Origin of the sequence: Pseudomonas sp. 2FG (genome assembly GCF_005502935.1) — a bacterium.
Lineage (GTDB): Bacteria > Pseudomonadota > Gammaproteobacteria > Pseudomonadales > Pseudomonadaceae > Aquipseudomonas.
The window spans coordinates 85749-105953 of record NZ_SCMP01000014.1 but is presented as its reverse complement, the minus strand read 5'-3'; the positions used below and the strand labels follow the sequence as shown (position 1 = coordinate 105953).

The window sequence follows — 20205 nt, the reverse complement described above, 5'->3', positions numbered from 1 at the left end:
AGGAGCGACTCGGTGCTGCCCCCATCGCAAATAAATTCGCTCCTACAGTCGCGGGTAGTCGAGGTAGCCGACCGGGCCGGTGCCGTAGAAGCTCTCCGGGCGCGGCTCGTTCAGCGGCGCGTCCTGCGCCAGGCGCGCCGGCAGGTCCGGGTTGGCGATGAAAGGAATGCCGAAGGCCACGGCATCCGCCGCGCCGCTGGCCAGCAGGGCATTGGCGCTGTCCTTGGTGAAGCGTTCGTTGGCGATAAACACGCCGCCAAAGGCTTCTTTCAGTTCGGCGCTGATGCTGTCTTCGCCTTGCTTCTCGCGGGTGCAGATAAAGGCGATGCCGCGCTTGCCCAGCTCGCGTGCCACGTAGCCGAAGGTCGCCGAGCGATTGGAGTCGCCCATATCGTGACTATCGGCACGCGGCGCCAGGTGCATGCCCACGCGGCCGGCGTCCCACACCGAGAGCACGGCGTCGGTCACTTCCAGCAGCAAGCGGGCACGGTTCTCCAGCGAGCCACCGTACTGGTCGCTGCGCCGGTTGGTGCTGTCCTGCAGGAACTGGTCGAGCAGGTAGCCGTTGGCGCCGTGGATTTCCACGCCGTCGAAGCCGGCGGCCTTGGCATTCTCGGCAGCGTGGCGGTAGGCCTCGACTATGTCGGCGATTTCCTCGGTCTCCAGGGCACGCGGGGTGGGGTACTCACGCAATGGCCGTAGCAGGCTGACATGGCCTTTGGCGGCGATGGCGCTGGGTGCGACCGGGGCTTCACCGTCGAGGAACGACGGGTCGGAGATCCGCCCGACGTGCCACAGCTGCAGGAAGATCCGCCCGCCGTTGGCATGCACGGCCTTGGTGATGTTGCTCCAGCCGCGCACCTGCGCAGCGGACCAGATGCCGGGGGTGTTGGGGTAGCCGACACCCATGGGCGTCACCGAGGTGGCTTCGCTGAGGATCAGCCCGGCCGATGCGCGTTGGGCGTAGTACTCGGCCATCAAGGCATTTGGCACGCGGCCTTCGTCGGCGCGGCAGCGGGTCAGCGGCGCCATGATGATGCGGTTTTTCAGTTGCAGATCGCCAATAGTTATGGGGTCGAAAAGGCTAGTCATGGGGTGGATCCTCCGGTCTGGGTACTGCATGAAGTCATAGGTCGAGTAGCGGTTCGAGCTCGGTTCTTTGCCCGGCCGCGAAGCCCAGTAGGCTGGGGCTCAGGGCCAGTACGGCCAGCACAGCGGCGGCCACCTCGGGCAGCAGGCCCAGGATCACGAATGCCGTGGTGCCGATGGCCAGCGCGGACACAGCGCGGACGAGAAGCGCAGTAGGCATGTGCCTGCTCCTTGAATCGGCTGGCTATGGCGGGAGGCCGTGAGTTACAGCTCTTCGCTCAGCTGGCGAAGGAATTCGGTGATGAGCGCTTCATTGCGTTTGAAGAAACTCCATTGGCCGACTTTGTGGCTGGTCACCAGCCCGGCGCGCTGCAAGGTCGCCAGATGCGCCGAGACGGTGGACTGCGAGAGGCCGGTGCGCTGGTCGAACTTGCCGGCGCAGACGCCGATCTCGAACGGATGCTCCTGCTCGACGAAGTACTTCTCCGGGTCCTTCAGCCAATGCAGCATGTCGCGGCGCACCGGGTGCGCCAGGGCTTTGATGATTTCGTCGAGGTCGATGGTCATGTTCGGGCACCTGTGCGGCTGTACCGCTAAATCGCAATGGAGCGGACTGTATATCGTCACTTCACGATATACAGATTGTTTGCGCCGATACTGACTATCGATGGCTTCGATGCCGGGCAACCTGGGACTCACCGGCCATGGCCGGCCGCCGATACCCAGGATGGCCGTCCGGCAGTAAGCTGGATGCCATGAACTATCTCGCACACCTTCATCTCGGCGGTTCGCAACCGGCGCAATTGCTCGGCAGCCTGTACGGCGACTTCGTCAAAGGCCCCTTGGTTGGGCACTATCCGGCGGATATCGAGGCGGCGATCCGTCTGCATCGGCGCATCGATGTATTTACCGACAGTCATCCGCGTGTGTTGCAGGCCAAGGCGCGCTTCCCTGCGGAGCGGCGGCGTACGGCGGGGATTCTGCTCGACCTGTTCTTCGATCATTGCCTGGCGCAGCACTGGCAAGATTATGCCGACGAGCCGTTGCCGTGCTTTACCTCGCGGGTTTATCGGGTGCTGGCGGCGGAGCCGGCGTTGCCTGCGCGGCTGGCGCGCATCGCCCCGCGCATGGCGGCGCAGGACTGGCTGGGCAGCTATCAGGAGTTTGCGGTGCTCGAGCAGGTGCTGCAGGGGATGCGTCGGCGGCTGTCACGGCCGCAGCTGCTGGATGGCGCGCTGGATGAACTGGCAGCCTTGTACCAGCCGCTCAGCGAGGACTTCCGGCAGTTTTACCCGGATGTGCAGGCGTTTGCGCGCAGGCAAATCGATGCGCCATGATGCGCCGAATCTGACCCTTTCCAAGCGCAGTTCAAGCGGCGCTGCGCAACGGTTCGGCTTCACCGTAGAGCGCGTTGCCGACGGCCAGATGCGCCTGTTTGGCCAGCTCGCTGCGCGACAGTCCGGCGGTCGCGATGGGTGTCAGCAGCTGCACCTGGACGGCGGCCAAGTCGCTGGAAAGCAGGCGAATCAGGTGCGAGAGCAGGTCATCCTCGCCGATAAAGGGCGCAATCGCGCAGTCCAGCTGGCCGTCGCGCAGGTAACGAATCGCCACCGGTTGCAAGGGCACGCCGGCCTCGATGGCACTGTTCAATAACCGCCCGTGAAAGTTGCGCAACGCGCTGCCATCGGTGGTGGTGCCTTCCGGAAAGATCAGCAGGTCGCGGCCTTGCTGCAGATGCTCCGCCAGTTGCCGGTTGAGCAGGCCGCTATCGCCCGAGCCGCGGCGGATGAACAAGGTGCCGGCCTTCTTCGCCAGCCAGCCCGCCACCGGCCAGCTACGCACTTCGGCCTTGGACAGGAAGGACAGCGGCGCCAACATCCCCAGCAGCGGGATATCGGTCCAGGACACATGGTTGCTGAGCCAGAGCATCGGCTGGCGCGGCAGTTCGCCCTGGACCTCGACCTGGAAGGGCAGCGCCGCGCTCAGCCGCAGCAGATACCAGCGGGTCAGGCGTTGCCGGGTGTGGCGCAGATCGCGCAGTTTCAGGCGCTCCAGCAGGCTCATCCAACTGGCCAGCAGCAGGCCCAGTCCGATCACCGCCAGCAGACGGGCGATGCGCAGCCACAGCCGCAGCTTGCCCATCACACGGCGGCCTTGAAGTGGCGGGCGTAGCGCGGGCACAGCTCGTCGCGCTTGAGCAGGATGAACACGTCGGCGACCTGGAAGTCCGGGTCCCAGCAGGGCTCGCCGCAGATCTTCGCGCCCAGGCGCATATAGGCCTTGAGCAGCGGCGGCATCTCGGCGATGACGTTGCCCGGTAGATCCAGCGCCGGCAGCGGGGTTTTCGGCTCGGCACGCAGGTGTTCGGTGCACAGGTAACGCTCGCGCAGGCGCTGCATGATCGCCTGGGCCTGGATGCCGCCGTCCTGCATGGAGATGCTGGCGCAGCCCATCAGGTAGCTGTAGCCGCCCTCATTCAAGACTTCGGCCAGCTCGCCCCAGAGCACGGCGATGGTGCCGCCGTTGCGGTAAGCCGGGTCGACACAGGTGCGGCCGATCTCCAGCACCGGGCCTTGCAGATGGGCGAGGCCGTGCAGGCTGAACTCCTCTTCGCTGTAGAAGCGACCGAGGCTGCGGGCGGCCTGATGATCGAGCAGACGGGTGGTGGCGACCAGGCGCCCGCTGTTCAGGTCGCGCACGCCGATGTGCGCGCAGTGGCTGTCGTAGTCATCCATGTCCAGGCCGAGTTCGGCGCCTTTCAGTTTGGCGTCGAACTCTGTGCTGAATACGCTGAAGCGCAGTGCCTGGGCTTCCCGTAGTGCGCGCGGGCCAATCAGGCGTTCGGCCTGCAGGCGGCGTTCCTGGGTGTTGTGGTCACGAGTGCGGGCAATCTGGGTCATCTATGAGCCTCCGTTACAGGCCGTGTGAAACCTACTGCGGGCTTCGCGCGTTATACGGCCTGGTTAGCCAGCCTTATGCGGGTTGCGGCCAAGCGACTTTGTTGTGCAAGCTCACCTTAGGTAGCCCCGGTGTCACCTCCATTAAGCTTTGGTGATGCTTGTATGACAGCGAACAAGGAACCCCCCATGCACTGGCAACGACTGCTCGAAACCCGCGAGCGCCTGCCCGCACTGCCCGCCCTGGAAGATTGGTACGCCGCGCTGCTGGCGCAGCTCGAGGAGGGCGTCAGCCCGTTCGAGTTGGCGCTGCTCGGCGGGCGCTTGGCGGCCACGCCGGGCTTGGCCTTTCTCGCGGGCTATCAGGGGGCGCTGCGGGCATTGTGGCCGTCGGCGCCTTGGACCCTCGGCGCACTGTGCGTGACCGAGAACAAAAGCGTGCGCCCGGCGGATATGCACACGCGCCTGGACGGGCTGACGCTGCACGGGCGCAAGGATTTCGTCACCGCCGCCGAGGCCGCCGACTGGTTGCTGGTGGCCGCGCGCAGCGAGATGAACGGTGCCGCGCCGCAGTTGGCCTTATGCGTGACCCACAGCGGCGCGCCGGGCGTGCGTATCGAGCCCTTGCCGGCGCTGTCTTTGATGCCGGATATCGGCCACGCCCGTTTGCATCTGGACGGCGCCCAGTGCGAACGCCTGGCGGGCGATGGCTGGGCTGCTTACGTGAAACCTTTCCGCAGCCTCGAAGACCTGCACGTGCTCAGTGCCATCGGCGCCTGGCTGTATGGCATAGGTCAGGAGCACGGCTGGCCACTGGCGCTCAGATTGCGCTTGCTCGGTGTGCTCGGCGGTTGCGCCGAAGTGGCGCGGCAGGGCGCCACGGCGCCGGCCAGCCATCTGTTGTTGGCCGGCGTATTCGCTCAGTTCGGCGCGCTGAAAACCGAACTGACGGCGGCATTTGCCGCTGGCCCGGCGGAGTTGGCGGCACTCTGGCAGCGCGATAGCACGCTGTTGGAAATCGCCCGGGGGCCAAGGCTCAAGCGCTTGGAAAACGCGCTGGCGGCGTTGGCGCTGGCTTGAGTCCCGCGCCTGTTTGAGTACGTGCGCGCGTGGATGAACATTTAGGCTGCGTGCGGGTCGCTCTGGCCGCTGACAAAGCGCGCCGAATGCCCCGCATATGCGGCGTGTTAGGCGCTGTTTTCCGTCATCTGGCCCGTGCTAGGGTTTGCTTCTTCTGCCAATCAGAGGCCGCTCAATGCCCGCTCACCTGTTCCGCCGCCTATGCCTCGCCAGCTGCCTGAGTGCCACGGCCAGCCTGGTTCACGCCGAAACCTGGCCCGCCGCCGATTGGGCGAGCGCACCCAGCGCGCCCAGCCCGGCCATCGAGGCCCTGGAGGCCTACGCCTTTCCCGTCCGCGATGACGCGACCCGAAAGGGTGTCCGCACCGATGCGCTGCTGGTGATCCGCGACGGGGAAATCGTCTACGAGCGCTATGCCAGCCCGACCAAGGCCGAGACTCCGCACCTGACCTGGTCGGTGAGCAAGAGCCTGATGGCCGCCACCCTGGGTACGGCCTATGGCAACGGGCGCTTCAAGCTGGATGACCCGGTGGCCAAGTTCTACCCGCCGTTCGCCGGGCATCCGGACGTCAAGCTCGGCCATCTGCTGAACTGGGCCTCCGGTCTGGCCTGGGAGGAGGGGTACGAATATGCGCCGCTGAAATCCACCGTGGTGGCGATGCTCTACACCCGTGGCCGCGCCGATATGGCGGCGTATGCGGCGAGCATCGATCAGGAAGTCACGCCCGGCACCCGCTTTCGCTACTCCAGTGGCGACAGCAACCTGCTCTCGGCCGCCTTGAAGGGTGCGGTCGGCGAGCCGGCGTACAAGCATTACCCCTGGACCGCGCTGTTCGAGCCGCTTGGAATCACCAGTGCGGTATGGGAAGCCGATGCCAGCGGCACCTTCGTCGCGTCCTCCTACGCGTATATGACCGCCCGCGATCTGGGCCGGGTCGGCCTGCTGATGCAGCGCGACGGGCGTTGGGGCGAGCGCCAGCTGTTGCCGAAGGCCTGGATTGCGTTCAACCGCACGCCGTTCGCCAATTACCAGCCGTCTGCCGAGACCGCCGGTGACGCGGTGCCGGGTGGTCAGTGGTGGCTGAACGCGGCGCTGGCGGGTGCCGCCAAGCCTTGGCCCGATGTGCCGGAAGATACCTTCGCCGCGCTCGGCCACTGGGGGCAGGCGCTCTATGTGTTGCCGAGCGAGAAACTGGTGATAGTCCGCTATGGCGATGATCGCGACACAAGCTACCAGCACAACCAACTGCTGAAACTCGCGCAGGCGGCTTTCGCTGTGGAGGTCAACCCATGAGCGCCTTTATCAGACGTCGCCCGTTCACCAGCCTGTTGCTGCTGATCGTCATCGGGCTGGCCTTGCTCGGCTGGCAGAATCGCGTTCATCTCGTGGCGTTCCCCGGCATCATCGGGGCTTACTCGGCCAAGGAATACTGTTCCTGTCGCTATGTGATGGATAACCCGGCGGACTACTGTCTGGGCTACGTCAAACAGTATGTGCCCACCAGCGGCTTCTTCGATGATGCGGCCCACAAGCGGGTCACCGCGCGTGGCCTCGGTAGCAGCCAAACGGCCGCCTGGCTCGGCCCGCGCCAGGGGTGCCAGTTGCTGCCGGTCGCGGCGGCGCTGCCAGAGTCCTGAGAAGCTGTTCATGATCTGCTGCGCGTCGGCCATGCCGCGTTGAAATCGGGCTCAAAATGCGCATTTACTACTCGTGAACTGCGCTTCTTCGCCTGTCTTGACTCGCTGGCGCTCGTCCTTCGGGCCAGCCTGCGGCTGTTACTCCGGTTCGCTGCGTTGCGCCTTGCCTGATCTTCGCTCGGCGACTTTCCGCACGGAACCTCGCAACATTGCTGGTGTAGGCCAGGGAATAGGGAGAAATGTTTGGCCAGTGCAACTGAACAACGACTAGTGCCGCAATGCGCCGCCTTCTTGCGCGGGAAGTCCGCCTGATGGCCGGCGCGGTCTTCCCGTGGCGCAGTGCTAATCGCTTCGACCTCTTGATCGACGGCCCGGCGTTCTTTTCGCGCATGTTCGAGGTGATTGCGCGGGCCGAGCGGCAGGTCGAACTGGAGTTGTATCTGCTCGAGGCGGGGGCCTGTGTCGAGGCGCTGGTGCAGGTGCTCTGCGCGGCCGCCGAGCGCGGCGTGCAGGTGCGCTGCCTGTTCGATGACTATGGCAGCCTGGGGCTTCTCGCGCGTGAGCGTGGGCGCCTGCTCAAGGCCGGGGTACAGCTGCGTTTCTACAACCCGATCAGCCTGCGCCGGGGCCTGCGCAATCTGTACCGGGACCATCGCAAGCTGCTGTTGGTGGATGGTCAGCGGGCGTTTGTCGGCGGCACCGGGGTCACCGACGAGTTTTGGACGCCCGGCCAAGACAGCAGCGCCTGGCATGAGGTCATGGTGGAAATGGCCGGGCCGCTGGTGGCCGACTGGCAGCGCTTGTTCGACCGGCAATGGCAGGCCTGTCTGACACGTTTTGCCTGGAAATCACCCCAGGAGGCCGGGCTGGCGCGTTTGCCGCCGTGCCCGCCCGTGGGCGCAGGCCTGGGCCGTGTGGCTTATGCCAATGCCCGGCAGCATCGGGACATTGTGCAATCGCTGGTGCGTGCGCTACAGGGCGCGCGACAACGGGTCTGGCTGGCGACGCCGTATTTCCTGCCGACCTGGAAAGTCCGCCGCGCGCTGCGCAAGGCCGCCGCGCGGGGCGTGGAGGTGCACTTGTTGCTGACCGGGCGGCGCACCGATCACCCCCCGGTGCGTTTCGCCGGTCAGCGTTACTACCCGCGCTTGCTCAAGGCCGGGGTACGGATCTTCGAGTACCAGCCAGGCTTCCTACATTTGAAGATGGTGCTGATCGACGATTGGGTCAGTCTGGGTTCCTGCAACTTCGATCATTGGGGCCTGCGGTTTAACCTCGAGGCTAATCTCGAGGCGCTGGATCCGGCGCTGGCCAAGGCGGTCGCCGCCAGCTTTGTCACGGACTTTGCCCGTAGCCGTGAAATCACCCTGGAGCTCTGGAAGGCGCGGCCCTGGTGGCGGCGCGTGCAACAGCGGGTGTGGGGCTGGTTGGATCGGCTGGTGGTGAACCTGCTCGATAAGCGCCGCTAAGCCACAAGGCCGGTGCTGCCCAGCCTTTTGTCGGGTGCTGCGCGCCAGCCAGCTGGCTATGCTCGGCCAATAACCACCAGAGGGATGCGCGCATGCGCCGCCACCAACACCTGTTCGTCCTGATGCTGCTGGCCGCCCTGGCTGGTTGCTCCACGCCTGGCGCGTTCTTCGGCGCCAGCGCTGGCGCGGCGTTCAGCAAACACGCGATGAGCGACGAGAACCACGCCCTGGTCTACCTCTACCGTCCGCAAAGCGACTGGGCCGATCAGGAATTGGAGGCGCCGGGCCTGTTCCTCAACCATCAACTGATCGGCAGCCTGCCGAGTAACGCTTATCTGCTGCTGGAGTTCGAGATCGCCAGTTATCAGTTGGAAATGCGCCGGCCGCTATTCGGCAGCTACTGGACGCTATTGGCCGACGGGCCGTTGGACTTCACCCGTATCGCCAGCTTCGCCCTGGATGCGCAGGCCGGCGGTATTTACTACCTGCGTTACGACGAATTGAATCCTCCGCCCGCCAGCAATGGCGCGCCGAGCGCGGGGGATGGGCCGCTGCAACTGGTCCCGCAAAGCCTGGCGCAAGAGGAAATCGGCGCCACCCGTGAAGTGCAGCCGTTCGCGCAGATTGCCGCGAGTGGCGAGCGTGTCCGAGCCCAGCGGGGCTTCTGGCGTGGGGTGGGTAGAGCACTGGATAAAATCGGCATCTAAAGTGCTGCGGGCCTGTTGCCAAGACCGGCTTTCAGCCGGCGACCCTTGGGTGCGGCCACTCGCACGAAGCTCTGGTCATCTCTGCCAAGGTGGGTAGAATGCGCGCCCCTTTTCAGTCGCAGGAGTGCTCGATGAGCTTCAACTTGGCCAATAAACCCGGTGACGCGCGGTCCTCCATCGAGGAGCAGAAGTCGCGTCTGTACGAGATGTGGCAGGCCAACCTGTCGCGCTCGAAGATCGAGGCTGGACGAATTTTCGGCGAAAAGGCGAAGCGAAAAGGCAAGTGGGACGAGTGGATGCGTGCTCAGCTCAGCACGCTGTCACCGCCCGAGTACGCCAGCATGGTACGCAGTGAGCTCAAACGGTTGGCGAAGTGATCCATGGCTGTAGTGGCTTTTTCGCGCTAGCACTCACGAGAGGTCTAGGGGCCGACGCAGTGGCGCGCTCAAAGCGTGCAGGTAGTACTAGCCTATTACCTGTGCGCTCTGGACCGGCGGGATACTTAGCCGGCCCCCAACCTTAGCCAGGAGAAACCCGATGGCCGCGAAAAAGATTCTGATGCTGGTCGGCGACTATGTCGAAGATTACGAAGCCATGGTGCCTTTCCAGGCGCTGCAGATGGTTGGTCATACCGTGCATGCGGTCTGCCCGGACAAGATCGCCGGGCAGACGGTGCGCACCGCGATCCATGATTTCGACGGCGATCAGACCTACAGCGAAAAACCGGGGCATAACTTCGCCCTGAATTTCGACTTCGCCAAGGTCAAGGCGAAAGACTATGACGGCCTGGTCATTCCCGGTGGCCGCTCGCCGGAATACCTGCGCTTGAACAAGAAAGTGCTGGAGCTGGTAAAAGCCTTCGATAAGGCCAAAAAGCCGATTGCCTCGGTCTGCCATGGGGCGCAATTGCTGGCGGCGGCGGGCCTGCTCAAGGGGCGTGAGTGCAGCGCCTATCCGGCCTGCGCGCCGGAAGTACGGTTGGCCGGTGGCGAGTATGTCGATATCGAAGTCAGCCATGCGCATGTCGAGGGTAACCTGGTTAGCGCCCCGGCCTGGCCGGCACACCCGAACTGGCTGGCCGGGTTCCTGATGCTGCTGGGCACCACGATCAGTCCCTAGGTTGTCCGAATACCGCATCACACAGGACTTCAGCATGTGCGAGCTCTACGTCAAAGCCGACCCGATTCTCTACGAGTCGCGTTCACGCTCGCTGCGCATCTGTGGCGTGGTCACCACCCTGAGGTTGGAAAACCAGTTCTGGGACCTCCTCGCGGAAATCGCCGCAGTCGACGGCATGACCACCAACCAGCTGATCGGCAAGCTGTACGAGGAGGTCATGGACTACCGCGGCGAGGTGGTCAACTTCGCCTCCTTCCTGCGGGTGAGCTGTACCCGCTTCCTCGCCCAGCGCCGCGATAGGGTCGGCGAATTGAGCCTGGTGCCGGGGCGCGTCTCCTAGGGCGGACCTAGCGCGGCAGCGGTTGCGCTGTGTTGCTGGACAAGCTGCGCCCGTCCACCCAACAAGAAGCCCGGCACTGGTCCGGGCCCACCACTTCGTCGCCGACCGGATCGACCGGGCCGACGTAGTAGATAAAGCGGCCTTTGAGATCGACCGGGAGCGGCTCGCCCTTGTTCAGCATCTCGACCATGCGTTTGTGCGCGGCGTCGCGGCCGGTGAGCATCTTGCCGTTGAGCAGGATGGTTTCGCCGGGCTGCCAGCTCTGCACGTCTTCCGCGGTCAGGCTGTCGAGGTCGACGCGGCGGGCCGACGGGCCGGCCTCCCAGACGATCTCCGGGTAGGCATCCAGCGGCGGCGCTTCCAGGCTGGCCGGGCCAGTACCGTCGAGGACGAAGTGGGCGTGACGGGTGGCGGCGCAGTTGGGGATCATGCACACCGGCAGGGAGGCGGCGTGGGTCGGGTAGTCCATGATCTTGACGTCGAGCACGGTGGTCAGACCACCCAGGCCCTGGGCGCCGATGCCCAGCTGGTTAACCTTCTCGAACAGCTCCAGACGCAGCTCTTCGATACGGTTCTGCGGGCCGCGGGCTTTCAGCTCGTGGATGTCGATGGACGCCATCAACACTTCCTTGGCCATCAGCGCGGCTTTCTCGGCGGTGCCGCCGATGCCGATGCCGAGCATGCCCGGCGGGCACCAGCCGGCGCCCATTTCCGGCACGGTCTTGAGCACCCAGTCGACGATCGAGTCGGAGGGGTTGAGCATGGCCATCTTCGATTTGTTCTCGGAGCCGCCGCCCTTGGCCGCCACGTCCACCTCGACCTTGTCGCCGGGGACGATGCTGTAGTCACCCGGCGGGACTGGTCGGAGCAGTTCGCGGCGGGACGTCTGCGGCTGCTCTGAAAAGCGGCGCGCTGGCCTGCCGTCAGTACTCGATGGTCACCGCCCCCGTCACCCGGGAGCAGCAGCTCAGCACGTAGCCCTCGTCGATATCTTCCTCGCTGATGCCGCCGTTGTGCTCCATGGCCGCCGCGCCGTTCACGACACGCACCCTGCAGGTGCCGCAGATGCCCATGCCACAGGCCTTGGGAATGGTCAGGCCGGCACTGGCGGCGGCTTCATAGAGGGTCGTGCCCAGTTCGACCTGGACCGACTTGCCGGACTCGCTGAAGGTCACCCAGTGGCTGGCGTGTGGCTCCTCTGCCTGGGCCACCGCGGCCTGTTCTTTCGCTGCGGCGATGTCCTCTTCCGGCGTCGCGCCGAAGGATTCCTCGTGGTAGCGCGACATATCGTAGCCGGCCTCGCCGAGGATGCGCCGCACCGCGCGCATATAGGGTGTCGGGCCGCAGCAGAACACCTCGCGTTCGAGGAAGTCCGGGGCGATCAGCTGCAGCATCGCGCGGCTGAGAAAGCCCCGGTAGCCGCCCCAGATCTGCCCGGTTTCGCTGCGCTCGCAGATCAGGTGCAGCTTGAAGTTGTCGATGCGCGTGGACATGTAGTCCAGTTCGGCGCGGTAGATGATGTCCGCCGGGGTGCGCGCGCTGTGGGCGAACACCATGTCGACCTCGGTGTTGGTGTTGAAGTACCAGCGGGCCATGGACATCACCGGGGTGATGCCGACGCCGCCGGACAGCAGCAATACCTTGTCGGCCGGAAAGTCGATGCAGTTGAACTGGCCGACCGGGCCGTGCACGGCGATCAGCTCGCCCTCCTTGAGGTGCTCGTGCAGCCAGTTGGAGACCCTTCCGCCGGGTACGCGCTTGACCGTGATGGAGAAGCTGTAGGGAATCGAGGGTGCGCTGGAGATGGTGTAGGAGCGCATTACCTGCTCGCCGTCGATCTCCAGTTCCAGGGTGACGAATTGCCCCGGTTTGAAGAAGAACAGCACCGGCTCCTGCATGCTGAAACAGTAGGTTATGACATCCGCGGTTTCCCGGATGACCTTGAGGCAGCGCACCAGGTGGCGGCCGTTGGCCCAGGTCTGGGTGTTGACCGGATTGAGGTATTCGCTGCTGCTGATGCTGCTCATGGTTGTTCTCTGTATCAGGGACGCGGCCCGACAGTTGTCGGCCGGACCGGGTCGGACTCAGGACAGCTGAATCCAGGTGGTCTTCAGCTCGCAGTACTGGTCATGGGCATAGACCGACTTGTCGCGGCCGCCGAAGCCAGACTGCTTGTAGCCGCCGAACGGGGTGCTGATGTCGCCCTCGGAGAAGCAGTTGACCGACACGGTGCCGGCGCGGATCGCAGCGGCCATGCGGTGGGCGCAGTTGATGTTGTCGGTCCACAGCGAGGCGGCCAGGCCGTAGCAGGTGTCGTTGGCGATGGCGATGGCTTGTTCCTCTGTGTCGAAGGCGATCACCGCCAGCACCGGGCCGAAGATCTCCTCGCGGGCCACCGAGGCGGCGTTGGAGGTGGCCTCGAAGATGGTCGGTGCGACGAAATAGCCGCCACTCTGTGCATGCAGACGCACGCCGCCGGTGACCAGCTTGCAGCCTTCGGCCTTGGCCTGCTCGATATGCGCCAGGACTTTTTCCATGTGCGCCTGTTCGATCAGCGCGCCGAGGCGCACGGCCGGGTCCAGCGGGTCGCCGGTGGCCCAGTCCTCGAGCTGGCGTAGCATTTCCTCGAGCAGGGCATCCTTGATCGAACGATGGACGATCAGCCGCGAGCCGGCCGAGCAGTTCTCGCCCATGTTCCAGAACGCCGCGCTGAGCACGTTGCTGGCCACCGCCTGGAGGTCGCCGGCATCGCCCATGACCACCTGCGGGTTTTTGCCGCCGCATTCGAGCACCACGCGCTTGAGGTTGCTCTTGGCCGAGTATTCGAGGAACAGCCGGCCGACCTCGGTGGAGCCGGTGAAGGCCGCCATGTCGATGTCCGGGTGCAGGCCGATGGCCTTGCCGGCGGTGTGGCCCAGGCCCGGCACCACGTTGAGCACGCCAGCCGGGATGCCGGCCTCGAAGGCCAGCTCGGCCAGGCGCAGGGTGGCCAGCGAAGTCAGCTCGGCGGGCTTGAGGATCACGCTGTTGCCGGTGATCAGCGCCGGGCCCAGCTTCCAGCCGGCCATCATGCAGGGGAAGTTCCACGGCAGCACGGCACCGACCACGCCGATCGGCTCGCGCCTGATCATGCCGATGTTGCGCGGGTTGGACGGCGACAGGCTGTCGTACAGCTTGTCGCCGGCCTCGGCGTGCCAGCGGATGGTCGCGGCGGTGTCGGGGATGTCGATGCCGTAGCACTCACCGACCGGCTTGCCGGCCTCCAGCGATTCCAGCACCGCCAGCTCCAGACGGCTGGCGTCGATCAGGTCGGCGAAACGCAGCATGATCGCCTTGCGCGCGGCCGGCGCCAGTCCAGACCAGACCCCGGCGTCGAAGGCGGAGCGAGCGGCCTGCACGGCCAGGTCGATGTCTTCGGCGTCACAGGCGGCCACCTCGGTCAGTACCTGGCCGGTGGCCGGGTTGAGGGTGCTGAAGGTGGCGCCCGAGTGGGCAGCCACGAAGCGGCCGTTGATAAAGGCCTGGTTGCGGTATTCCAGGCGCTCGAGCTGTTGGTCGATGGCGCTGCGGGTGAGGGTGTCAGTCATGGGGGTTCTCCTGAAGGTTGAGGCAATCTCAGAGTTCTACGCCGGCGGTCCACTCTTTCCAGGCGATGGATGAGCGCACACCGAGACCCAAAAAGGGCTCCGGCGGATTGCTGCAGGGTTTCGGTTGTTCCAGCATGATGCGCAGCAGGTCGCTGTCCATGCCCAGGGCGTACTCGGCGATCAACTTGCCGGAGATGGTGCCGCGGGTCAGGCCCAGGCCGTTGCAGCACACGGCGCTGAACACGCCGGGGGCGATCTGGCCGAATACCGAGCCTGAGTTGCGCGAGATGCACAGGGCGCCGCCCCAGGTGTATTCGAACTCGACGCCAGGGAGCATCGGGAAACGGTTGTCGAATGAGTGGCGGTGCGCCCGCTTGACCCGCTCCAGGGTGCTGGCACTGGCCTGGACCCGGGGGTTGTAGGTAAAGGAGTTGCGCACGCAGATGCGCCCGTTGGCCAGGCGGCGCACGGTGGAACCCAGCGGATCGGCCGGAATCAGTCCCCAGCTTTCCTCGCCGCCCAGGCGCGCCAGTTCCTCTGCGGTCAGTTGGCGGGTCATGCTGGCGTAGGTGTAGATCGGCAGCAGGCGGCCCTTGAGGCCGAGTTGGCCGAAGTTCGAGGCATAGGCGTTGTTGGCCAGTACCAGGCGCGGCGCCTGCACACAGCCCTGGGCGGTGGTCAGGGTATGCACCTTGCCAATTTCGATATTCAGCACCGGGCTGTCTTCGAACAGCCGCACGTTCTCCGGCAGGGTCTGCCCCAGCCCGCGCGTCAGCGCCGCCGGCTGTACCAGCACCGCGCCGGGCGCATGCAGGCCGGCCCGGTAGAAGTCGCTGCCGGTGACGGCCTTCATCTCCTGGGCGCTGAGCAGGCGATAGGGCTCGCCGAGCGAGGAGAGGCCCTTGGCGAATGACTCCAGGGCGTGGATACCCCGGGCATTGGCCGCGCCATGCAGCTTGCCCTGCTCGCGCCAGTCGCAGTCGATGCCATGGCGCTGGACGATCTCACGGGTGTAATCGATCGCGCCGCGGCTGAGGCGGATGATCTTGTGATCGGCCTCGTGGCTGCTGGTATAGCTGTGCGAGGTCAGATCATGGGGCAGGTCGACCATGAACCCGGAGTTGCGCCCGGCGGCACCGAAACCGACGCGTTTGGCATCGATCAGCGCGACCGAGGCGTCCGGCTGCAGTTCGGCCAGGCGCCGGGCGGCGGCCAGGCCGGCCAGGCCGGCTCCGAGTACCACCCAGTCGGCCTGCACAGTGCCGCGCAACGGCGTACTCGGCGGCGCGGGCGGCAGGATTTCATACCAACCGCAGCGACCATCGTCCTGGGGCAGGAAGTTGCATTGCAGTTGCATAGAAGGTGCCTCCACGCCAGGTGGTTTAGCCACGGTGGGCGATCAACTGCTCGTAGGTCTGCTTGAAGGCGGCCTGTTCGGCCGGGCTCAGTGGCAGCAGCGGACGACGGGTCGGGCCCACTGGCATACCGGCCAGCTCGCAGCCGGCCTTGATGTACTGGCAGAACTTGCCGCCACCTTCCAGCAGGTTGAGCATCGGCAGCAGGCGCTGGGCCAGCTGGCGGCCTTTGAGCATGTCCTGCTCGACCACGCAGGCCTGATACAAGGCGACGTGCTCGGGGGCGAGGAAGTTGGAGGCACCACAGACCCAGCTGCGCGCGCCCCAGGCGAAGAACTCCAGCACCTGGTCATCCATGCCGCAGCTGACCTGCAGCTGGTCGGCATAGTCCTGGGTCAGGTGATGCATGCGCTCGATCGAGCCGGTACTTTCCTTGATCGCCTGGAAGTTCGGCCGCCCCTTGAGCGCATCGATGAACTCGAAGCTCATCGGCGTGCCGGTACGTGCGGGGAAGTTGTAGAGCATGATCGGCAGGTTCAGGGCGTCGTCCACGCACAGGGCATGGGCGAGCAGTTCGTCCTGGGTCGGCTGGCAGTAGTAGGGGGCGGCCAGGAGGATGCAGTCGAAGCCGACGGCCTTGGCGTAGCGGCCCAGGTCGAGGCTTTCCTCGGTGCTGGTGGCGTTGATACCCGCCATCAGTGGAATGCGGCCCTTGGCCTGCTCGGCGACGGCGTCAAATAACTGCTTACGCTCGGCGTTGCTCTGGGCATAGTACTCGCCGGTGGTACCACCGATGATCAGGCCGTTGACGCCTTGACCGATCAGCGTGTCGACGACCTTGGCCAAGGCCTCGAAGTCAATAGCGCCAGCGGCGTTGAAGGGCGTTACCACGGGAGTCCAAATGCCATCGAAATTCATGTGTTCACCTGATTGTAAGAGGTTGAATGTGTGGTGGATTTGAATAAAAGGGTAAGAGCCTTTTCCCTTGGGTAATAAGCAACATTTACGGCCGTTAATTAATAATCAATGGTTATGGATTGGTGTCAGAGGCAAATTGCGGGCATAAAAAAACCTACCGACGGTAGGTTTATTGATAAGCAATCTTGCAAGTGTGCAAGGCGTAATTAGCGGCTATTCAACTATGCATAACTGGAAGTGCCGGAAAACAATAACCCTGGGTAATCAAAACTGCTGCATCAGCCAATCGCGCAGGCTGCAGCAGGCCTCATCGCCTTCCTTGTCCTCGCTGAACGTCAGGTAGTGCAGGCTCTCTCGATGCACGACTTCCTCGGCGACCGGGCGCACCAGCAGCCCTTGTTCGACCAGATGGCCGACCAAGTGCTGCCAGCCCAGCGCCACGCCCTGATGGCTGAGCACCATCTGGATCAGCATGTTGTAGTCATTGGCGTTGAAGAAGTGTGGGCTGTCATGGGCGCGGGTCGCGATATCGACATTATGGAAGGCCAGCCAGACGCCCCAGTCGACGTGCTCGGCGACCTGGGAGCGGCCATAGGGGCTGAGGTTGAGCAGCACGCTGTCGCGCAGACCTTCCAGGCTGCTCAGCTCCGGGTGCTGCGCGAGATACTGTGGCGTACAGACCGGATAGATGACGTCATGGAACAGCGGCGTACTGCGGTAGCCCTCGCGCACCTTGGCCATCTTGGTGATGAAGATGTCGGGGCGCACGCCCGGCTCCATCGACAGGAAGTTCTGCGTGGTGATCAGGTTGAGGTCGATACCCGGGTTGGCGCTGAAGAAGCTCGGCAGACGATGCGCCAGCCAGAGCGCGGAAAACGCTGGCGAGCAGCACAGCGTCAGTATCCGCTTGCCGGCGTTGTGGCTGCGAATACGTTCGGCCGCCTGGGCGATGTTGACGAAGGACAGCTGCACCGCATCGAAGAAAATCGAGCCGGCGACGGTCAGCTCCACCGCACGGCCCGCGCGGGTGAACAGCTCGGCGCCGAGGTAGGTTTCCAGTTCGCGAATCTGCCGGCTGATGGCCGCCTGGGTCACGCACAAGGCTTCGGCAGCGCGAGTGAAATTCTGGTATTTGGCGGCCGCCACGAAAGATTTAACGGCGCGCAGCGACGGCATCTTGATCAGCGTTTGATCGGGTTCGGTATGTATAACCATAACAACAGGTATTCAATATCCTGAATAAAAAGTCGGTTCTGTCGACTATAGCTGCGCAATAGACTTCCAGTGTCGGCGATTGCATTGATACGGTCTGACGCTCGAGCTCGGAGAGTAGTCGAAAGCGCCACCGAACAATAGCCCTGTCGCCTAGGTCGAACCTGTGGGTTCCCGTAGATTTGTGCAGTTCGAATAATGCCTGCGCAATTAACTGGATAACTGTTGGAGTGCATATAAGCGTGAACAAAAAAGCAGCGGTGGCAGGCTTCATCCAGCAACGTAAACCGCGACATGCGCTGCCGAGTGCGCTCTATGGCGATGTCGAGGTGTATCGCCAGGATCTCCAACAGATCTGGCACAAAGAGTGGATCTTTGCCGGGCACACCTTCGAGCTGGAAAAGCCGGGCCAGTACCTGACCCTGCAGATCGGCGACTACCCGGTGATCGTGGTGCGCGGCGCCGACGGTCAGGTTCGCGCCCTGCACAACGCCTGCCGCCATCGCGGCTCCAAGGTCTGCACCGAGCACAGCGGCAAGGTCGCCAAGCTGGTCTGCCCCTACCACAAGTGGACCTTCGAGCTGGACGGCAAGCTGCTGTTCGCCGGCAACATGGGCGAGGACTTCGACAAGGCCGACTACGGCCTCAGGCCGGCCCACTGCCAGGTGGTCAACAGCTATATCTATGTCTGCGTGGCCGAGCAGGCCCCGGACTTCGAGAAGTTCCGCGCTGCCGTGTCGCCCTTCATCGCCCCGCACAACCTCGAAGACTGCAAGGTGGCGTTCGAGTCCAACCTGGTGGAGAAGGGCAACTGGAAGCTGGTGTTCGAGAACAACCGCGAGTGCTACCACTGCGACGGCACCCACCCGGAGCTGCTCAACTCCTACGTCGAGAACCTCTCGGTGGCGGGGGTCGGCGGTGCCGAGGACCCCGAGCTGGTCGCTCACTGGGATCGCTGCGAGGCCGCCGGCCTGCCCAGTCGCCTGGTGATGGACGAGGCCGGGCAGTTCCGCATGACCCGTATTCCGCTGTCGGCCGGTGCCGTCAGCTACACCATGAACGGCAAGCCGGCGGTGGCGCGGCGCCTGGACAAGAGTGGCGAGGAGAACATCGGCGCACTGCTCTACTTCAACTACCCCTCGACCTGGAACCACTTCCTCGGCGACCACGCCCTGAGTTTCCGCGTGCTGCCGCAGGGGCCGAACGAAACCCTGGTGACCACCAAGTGGCTGGTGCCCAAGGATGCCCAGGAAGGCCTCGACTACGACCTGGAAACCCTGACCAGGGTGTGGTTGGCGACCAACGACCAGGACCGCCGTCTGGTCGAGGGCACCCAGGCCGGGGTCAACTCGCCGGCCTATCAGCCGGGACCCTACTCGGACATCGCCGAGAACGGTGTCTGCCAGTTCGATGACTGGTATTGCGCGACCATGGTGCGCAAGCTCGCCGACTAGCTGTGATCTCTCAGTAGCGGAAGAATCGCCCCGTATGACCGCTGATGGTCATGCGGGGTTTGCGTGTCAGCGCAATCCTCATGGCAGGTATCTAAATCATGCACAGTGCGCCTCCTCTTGTCCGGCACAGCGGCTACGCCAGAGGCTTCATCTTGGTGTTGCTGGCGGGTTTTTGTTATGGCCTGCAGCCGCTCTTCGCCCAGTATGCCTATGCCGGCGGTGCGGACCCGGTAGGGCTGCTGCTGGCGCGTTTTCTGATCGCCGCGTCGATCCTGCTGCTGTTTCTGCGCCTGCGCGGGATCGCCTTGCCCGGCTGGAAGCTGACCGGGCAGAATTTGCTGCTGGGGATCGGCTATGGCTTGTCCGCGCTGGGCTACTACAGCGCCAGCCATTCCACCTCGGTGAGCCTGGCGGTGATCCTGACGTTTTCCTTCCCGGCCTTCGTCACCGCCCTGTCGATCGTCTATCTGGGCGAACGCACCAGTCCGTTGAAATTGCTCAGCCTGGTGCTGGCGCTGGCGGGCGTGCTGCTGGCCACCGGGTTGAGTTTTCATGGCGAGGTCAGTGGCGTGCTCTGGGCGTTGTTCTCTGCCTTGGCCTACGGCACGGCGATTCTCTACGGCACTCATCGGGTTCGTCACGTGCAGCCGCTGGCCTCGGCGGCCATTCTCCTGCTGGGCTGCGCCCTGACCTTCGCCGTGGCCGCGCTCTATTGGGGCGCGGCACTGCCTTCCGGCTATTCCGCCTGGTGGGCGACCCTGGGCCTGGCGCTGTTCGCCACCATCCTGCCGGTGGCCGCCTTCCTCGCCGGCTCGCCGCGTATAGGTTCGTCCTCGGCGGCGACCCTGTCGACCCTGGAACCGGTGGTGGCGGTGAGCATCGCCGTGCTGGTGATCGGCGAGCCTATGAGTGCCGGCATGCTGGGCGGCGGTCTGCTGGTGGTGGTCGCCACGATCATTCTGGCACGGCAGGACCACGGGCAGCCGGGGGTGGCAGTGGTGGAGCCGGTGACGGTCAAGCTGGACGCGAACGAGGGGGCATAGGAGCCTGTCGGACTTAACACTGTCCTACTGCGGAAAAGCCGGATTCGGCCATTTTTGCCGCTCTTTCTCGTTAAATAGCTAGCTATTCGCCTCGAAAGATCAACAAAACTGACTCGAACCGGACTTTTCCTCGCTACGGACGGTCAAGTCCGACAGGCTCCTAGGGGCCCGTCGCCAGGTCGGGGGGCGAGGTTTATCAGATGCAAGATTTTATATGCACATGGCATCAACGCCGACCTGGCCGCGCCCGGCTCAGCCTCCAACCGCATTTATGAAACATCCGGGTTAGGTATCGCG

20 protein-coding genes and 2 pseudogenes are annotated in these 20205 nt (G+C 64.4%); 11 read left to right on the top strand and 11 right to left on the bottom strand.

Annotated features, from left to right (window positions below):
* Window positions 1-42: 42 nt before the first annotated feature.
* From FFS13_RS15150 to FFS13_RS15140, 3 genes and pseudogenes are all read right to left on the bottom strand, one after another.
* On the bottom strand, window positions 43-1092 hold the full coding sequence (locus FFS13_RS15150; protein WP_137819914.1) for an alkene reductase: 1050 nt from the start codon (window positions 1090-1092) through the stop codon (window positions 43-45).
* A gap of 124 nt (window positions 1093-1216) precedes the next feature.
* Window positions 1217-1309 (bottom strand): annotated as a pseudogene (locus FFS13_RS20390) (hypothetical protein); the annotation flags it as partial.
* 44 nt (window positions 1310-1353) lie between these two features.
* Complete coding sequence (locus tag FFS13_RS15140) at window positions 1354-1656, bottom strand: helix-turn-helix transcriptional regulator (RefSeq protein ID WP_137819912.1); 303 nt, start codon at window positions 1654-1656, stop codon at window positions 1354-1356.
* A 188-nt stretch (window positions 1657-1844) separates the two neighbouring features.
* Between FFS13_RS15140 and FFS13_RS15135 the strand changes: the two genes are divergently transcribed.
* Window positions 1845-2426, top strand: a complete 582-nt coding sequence (locus FFS13_RS15135) for an ACP phosphodiesterase (protein WP_137819911.1) — start codon at window positions 1845-1847, stop codon at window positions 2424-2426.
* Window positions 2427-2457: 31 nt separating this feature from the next.
* On the opposite strand, the gene FFS13_RS15130 is transcribed toward FFS13_RS15135, so the two are convergent.
* Both FFS13_RS15130 and olsB read right to left on the bottom strand, forming a co-directional pair.
* Window positions 2458-3231: a 1-acyl-sn-glycerol-3-phosphate acyltransferase gene (locus FFS13_RS15130; protein WP_137819910.1), complete on the bottom strand. Its 774-nt coding sequence runs from the start codon at window positions 3229-3231 to the stop codon at window positions 2458-2460.
* On the bottom strand, window positions 3231-3989 hold the full coding sequence (gene olsB / locus FFS13_RS15125) for an L-ornithine N(alpha)-acyltransferase (RefSeq protein WP_137819909.1): 759 nt from the start codon (window positions 3987-3989) through the stop codon (window positions 3231-3233). Before olsB ends, FFS13_RS15130 begins: the two co-directional genes overlap by 1 nt.
* A gap of 186 nt (window positions 3990-4175) precedes the next feature.
* On the opposite strand from olsB, the gene FFS13_RS15120 reads away from it, so the two are divergent.
* The 8 genes from FFS13_RS15120 (at window position 4176) to FFS13_RS15085 (ending at window position 10339) form a co-directional block, all read left to right on the top strand.
* The gene (locus FFS13_RS15120) at window positions 4176-5066 is read left to right on the top strand and encodes an acyl-CoA dehydrogenase family protein (RefSeq protein WP_137819908.1); all 891 of its coding nucleotides are present in this window, start codon (window positions 4176-4178) and stop codon (window positions 5064-5066) included.
* A gap of 175 nt (window positions 5067-5241) precedes the next feature.
* A complete protein-coding gene (locus FFS13_RS15115; protein ID WP_137819907.1) occupies window positions 5242-6360 on the top strand; it encodes a serine hydrolase in 1119 nt (372 codons plus the stop codon).
* Window positions 6357-6704: an amidase gene (locus FFS13_RS15110; protein WP_137819906.1), complete on the top strand. Its 348-nt coding sequence runs from the start codon at window positions 6357-6359 to the stop codon at window positions 6702-6704. Before FFS13_RS15115 ends, FFS13_RS15110 begins: the two co-directional genes overlap by 4 nt.
* A 311-nt stretch (window positions 6705-7015) precedes the next feature.
* Window positions 7016-8173: a phosphatidylserine/phosphatidylglycerophosphate/cardiolipin synthase family protein gene (locus FFS13_RS15105; protein WP_137819959.1), complete on the top strand. Its 1158-nt coding sequence runs from the start codon at window positions 7016-7018 to the stop codon at window positions 8171-8173.
* A 92-nt stretch (window positions 8174-8265) separates the two neighbouring features.
* Complete coding sequence (locus tag FFS13_RS15100; RefSeq protein ID WP_137819905.1) at window positions 8266-8880, top strand: DUF2846 domain-containing protein; 615 nt, start codon at window positions 8266-8268, stop codon at window positions 8878-8880.
* 131 nt (window positions 8881-9011) lie between these two features.
* Window positions 9012-9257 (top strand): hypothetical protein, encoded by a 246-nt coding sequence (locus FFS13_RS15095; RefSeq protein ID WP_137819904.1) that lies wholly within the window; start codon window positions 9012-9014, stop codon window positions 9255-9257.
* Window positions 9258-9417: 160 nt separating this feature from the next.
* Window positions 9418-9999: a DJ-1/PfpI family protein gene (locus FFS13_RS15090; protein WP_137819903.1), complete on the top strand. Its 582-nt coding sequence runs from the start codon at window positions 9418-9420 to the stop codon at window positions 9997-9999.
* A 34-nt stretch (window positions 10000-10033) separates the two neighbouring features.
* Window positions 10034-10339, top strand: a complete 306-nt coding sequence (locus tag FFS13_RS15085) for a ribbon-helix-helix domain-containing protein (protein ID WP_137819902.1) — start codon at window positions 10034-10036, stop codon at window positions 10337-10339.
* A gap of 82 nt (window positions 10340-10421) precedes the next feature.
* On the opposite strand, the pseudogene FFS13_RS15080 reads toward FFS13_RS15085, so the two are convergent.
* From FFS13_RS15080 to FFS13_RS15055, 6 genes and pseudogenes are all read right to left on the bottom strand, one after another.
* A pseudogene (locus FFS13_RS15080) lies at window positions 10422-11183 on the bottom strand (fumarate hydratase); the annotation flags it as partial.
* Window positions 11184-11262: 79 nt separating this feature from the next.
* Window positions 11263-12366 (bottom strand): hybrid-cluster NAD(P)-dependent oxidoreductase, encoded by a 1104-nt coding sequence (locus FFS13_RS15075; protein ID WP_137819901.1) that lies wholly within the window; start codon window positions 12364-12366, stop codon window positions 11263-11265.
* Window positions 12367-12423: 57 nt separating this feature from the next.
* A complete protein-coding gene (locus FFS13_RS15070; RefSeq protein WP_137819900.1) occupies window positions 12424-13926 on the bottom strand; it encodes an aldehyde dehydrogenase in 1503 nt (500 codons plus the stop codon).
* A 28-nt stretch (window positions 13927-13954) separates the two neighbouring features.
* Complete coding sequence (locus FFS13_RS15065) at window positions 13955-15283, bottom strand: FAD-binding oxidoreductase (RefSeq protein ID WP_137819899.1); 1329 nt, start codon at window positions 15281-15283, stop codon at window positions 13955-13957.
* 25 nt (window positions 15284-15308) lie between these two features.
* Window positions 15309-16199 carry a dihydrodipicolinate synthase family protein gene (locus FFS13_RS15060; protein ID WP_137819898.1) on the bottom strand — a complete coding sequence of 297 codons (891 nt, stop codon included), beginning with the start codon at window positions 16197-16199 and terminating at the stop codon, window positions 15309-15311.
* 264 nt (window positions 16200-16463) lie between these two features.
* Window positions 16464-17414 carry a LysR substrate-binding domain-containing protein gene (locus tag FFS13_RS15055; protein WP_137819897.1) on the bottom strand — a complete coding sequence of 317 codons (951 nt, stop codon included), beginning with the start codon at window positions 17412-17414 and terminating at the stop codon, window positions 16464-16466.
* Between the two features lie 239 nt (window positions 17415-17653).
* Between FFS13_RS15055 and FFS13_RS15050 the strand changes: the two genes are divergently transcribed.
* Both FFS13_RS15050 and FFS13_RS15045 read left to right on the top strand, forming a co-directional pair.
* Window positions 17654-18865, top strand: coding sequence for an aromatic ring-hydroxylating dioxygenase subunit alpha (locus FFS13_RS15050; RefSeq protein ID WP_137819896.1), 1212 nt, complete (start codon window positions 17654-17656; stop codon window positions 18863-18865).
* Between the two features lie 98 nt (window positions 18866-18963).
* Window positions 18964-19908, top strand: coding sequence for a DMT family transporter (locus FFS13_RS15045; protein ID WP_137819895.1), 945 nt, complete (start codon window positions 18964-18966; stop codon window positions 19906-19908).
* Window positions 19909-20205: the final 297 nt, after the last annotated feature.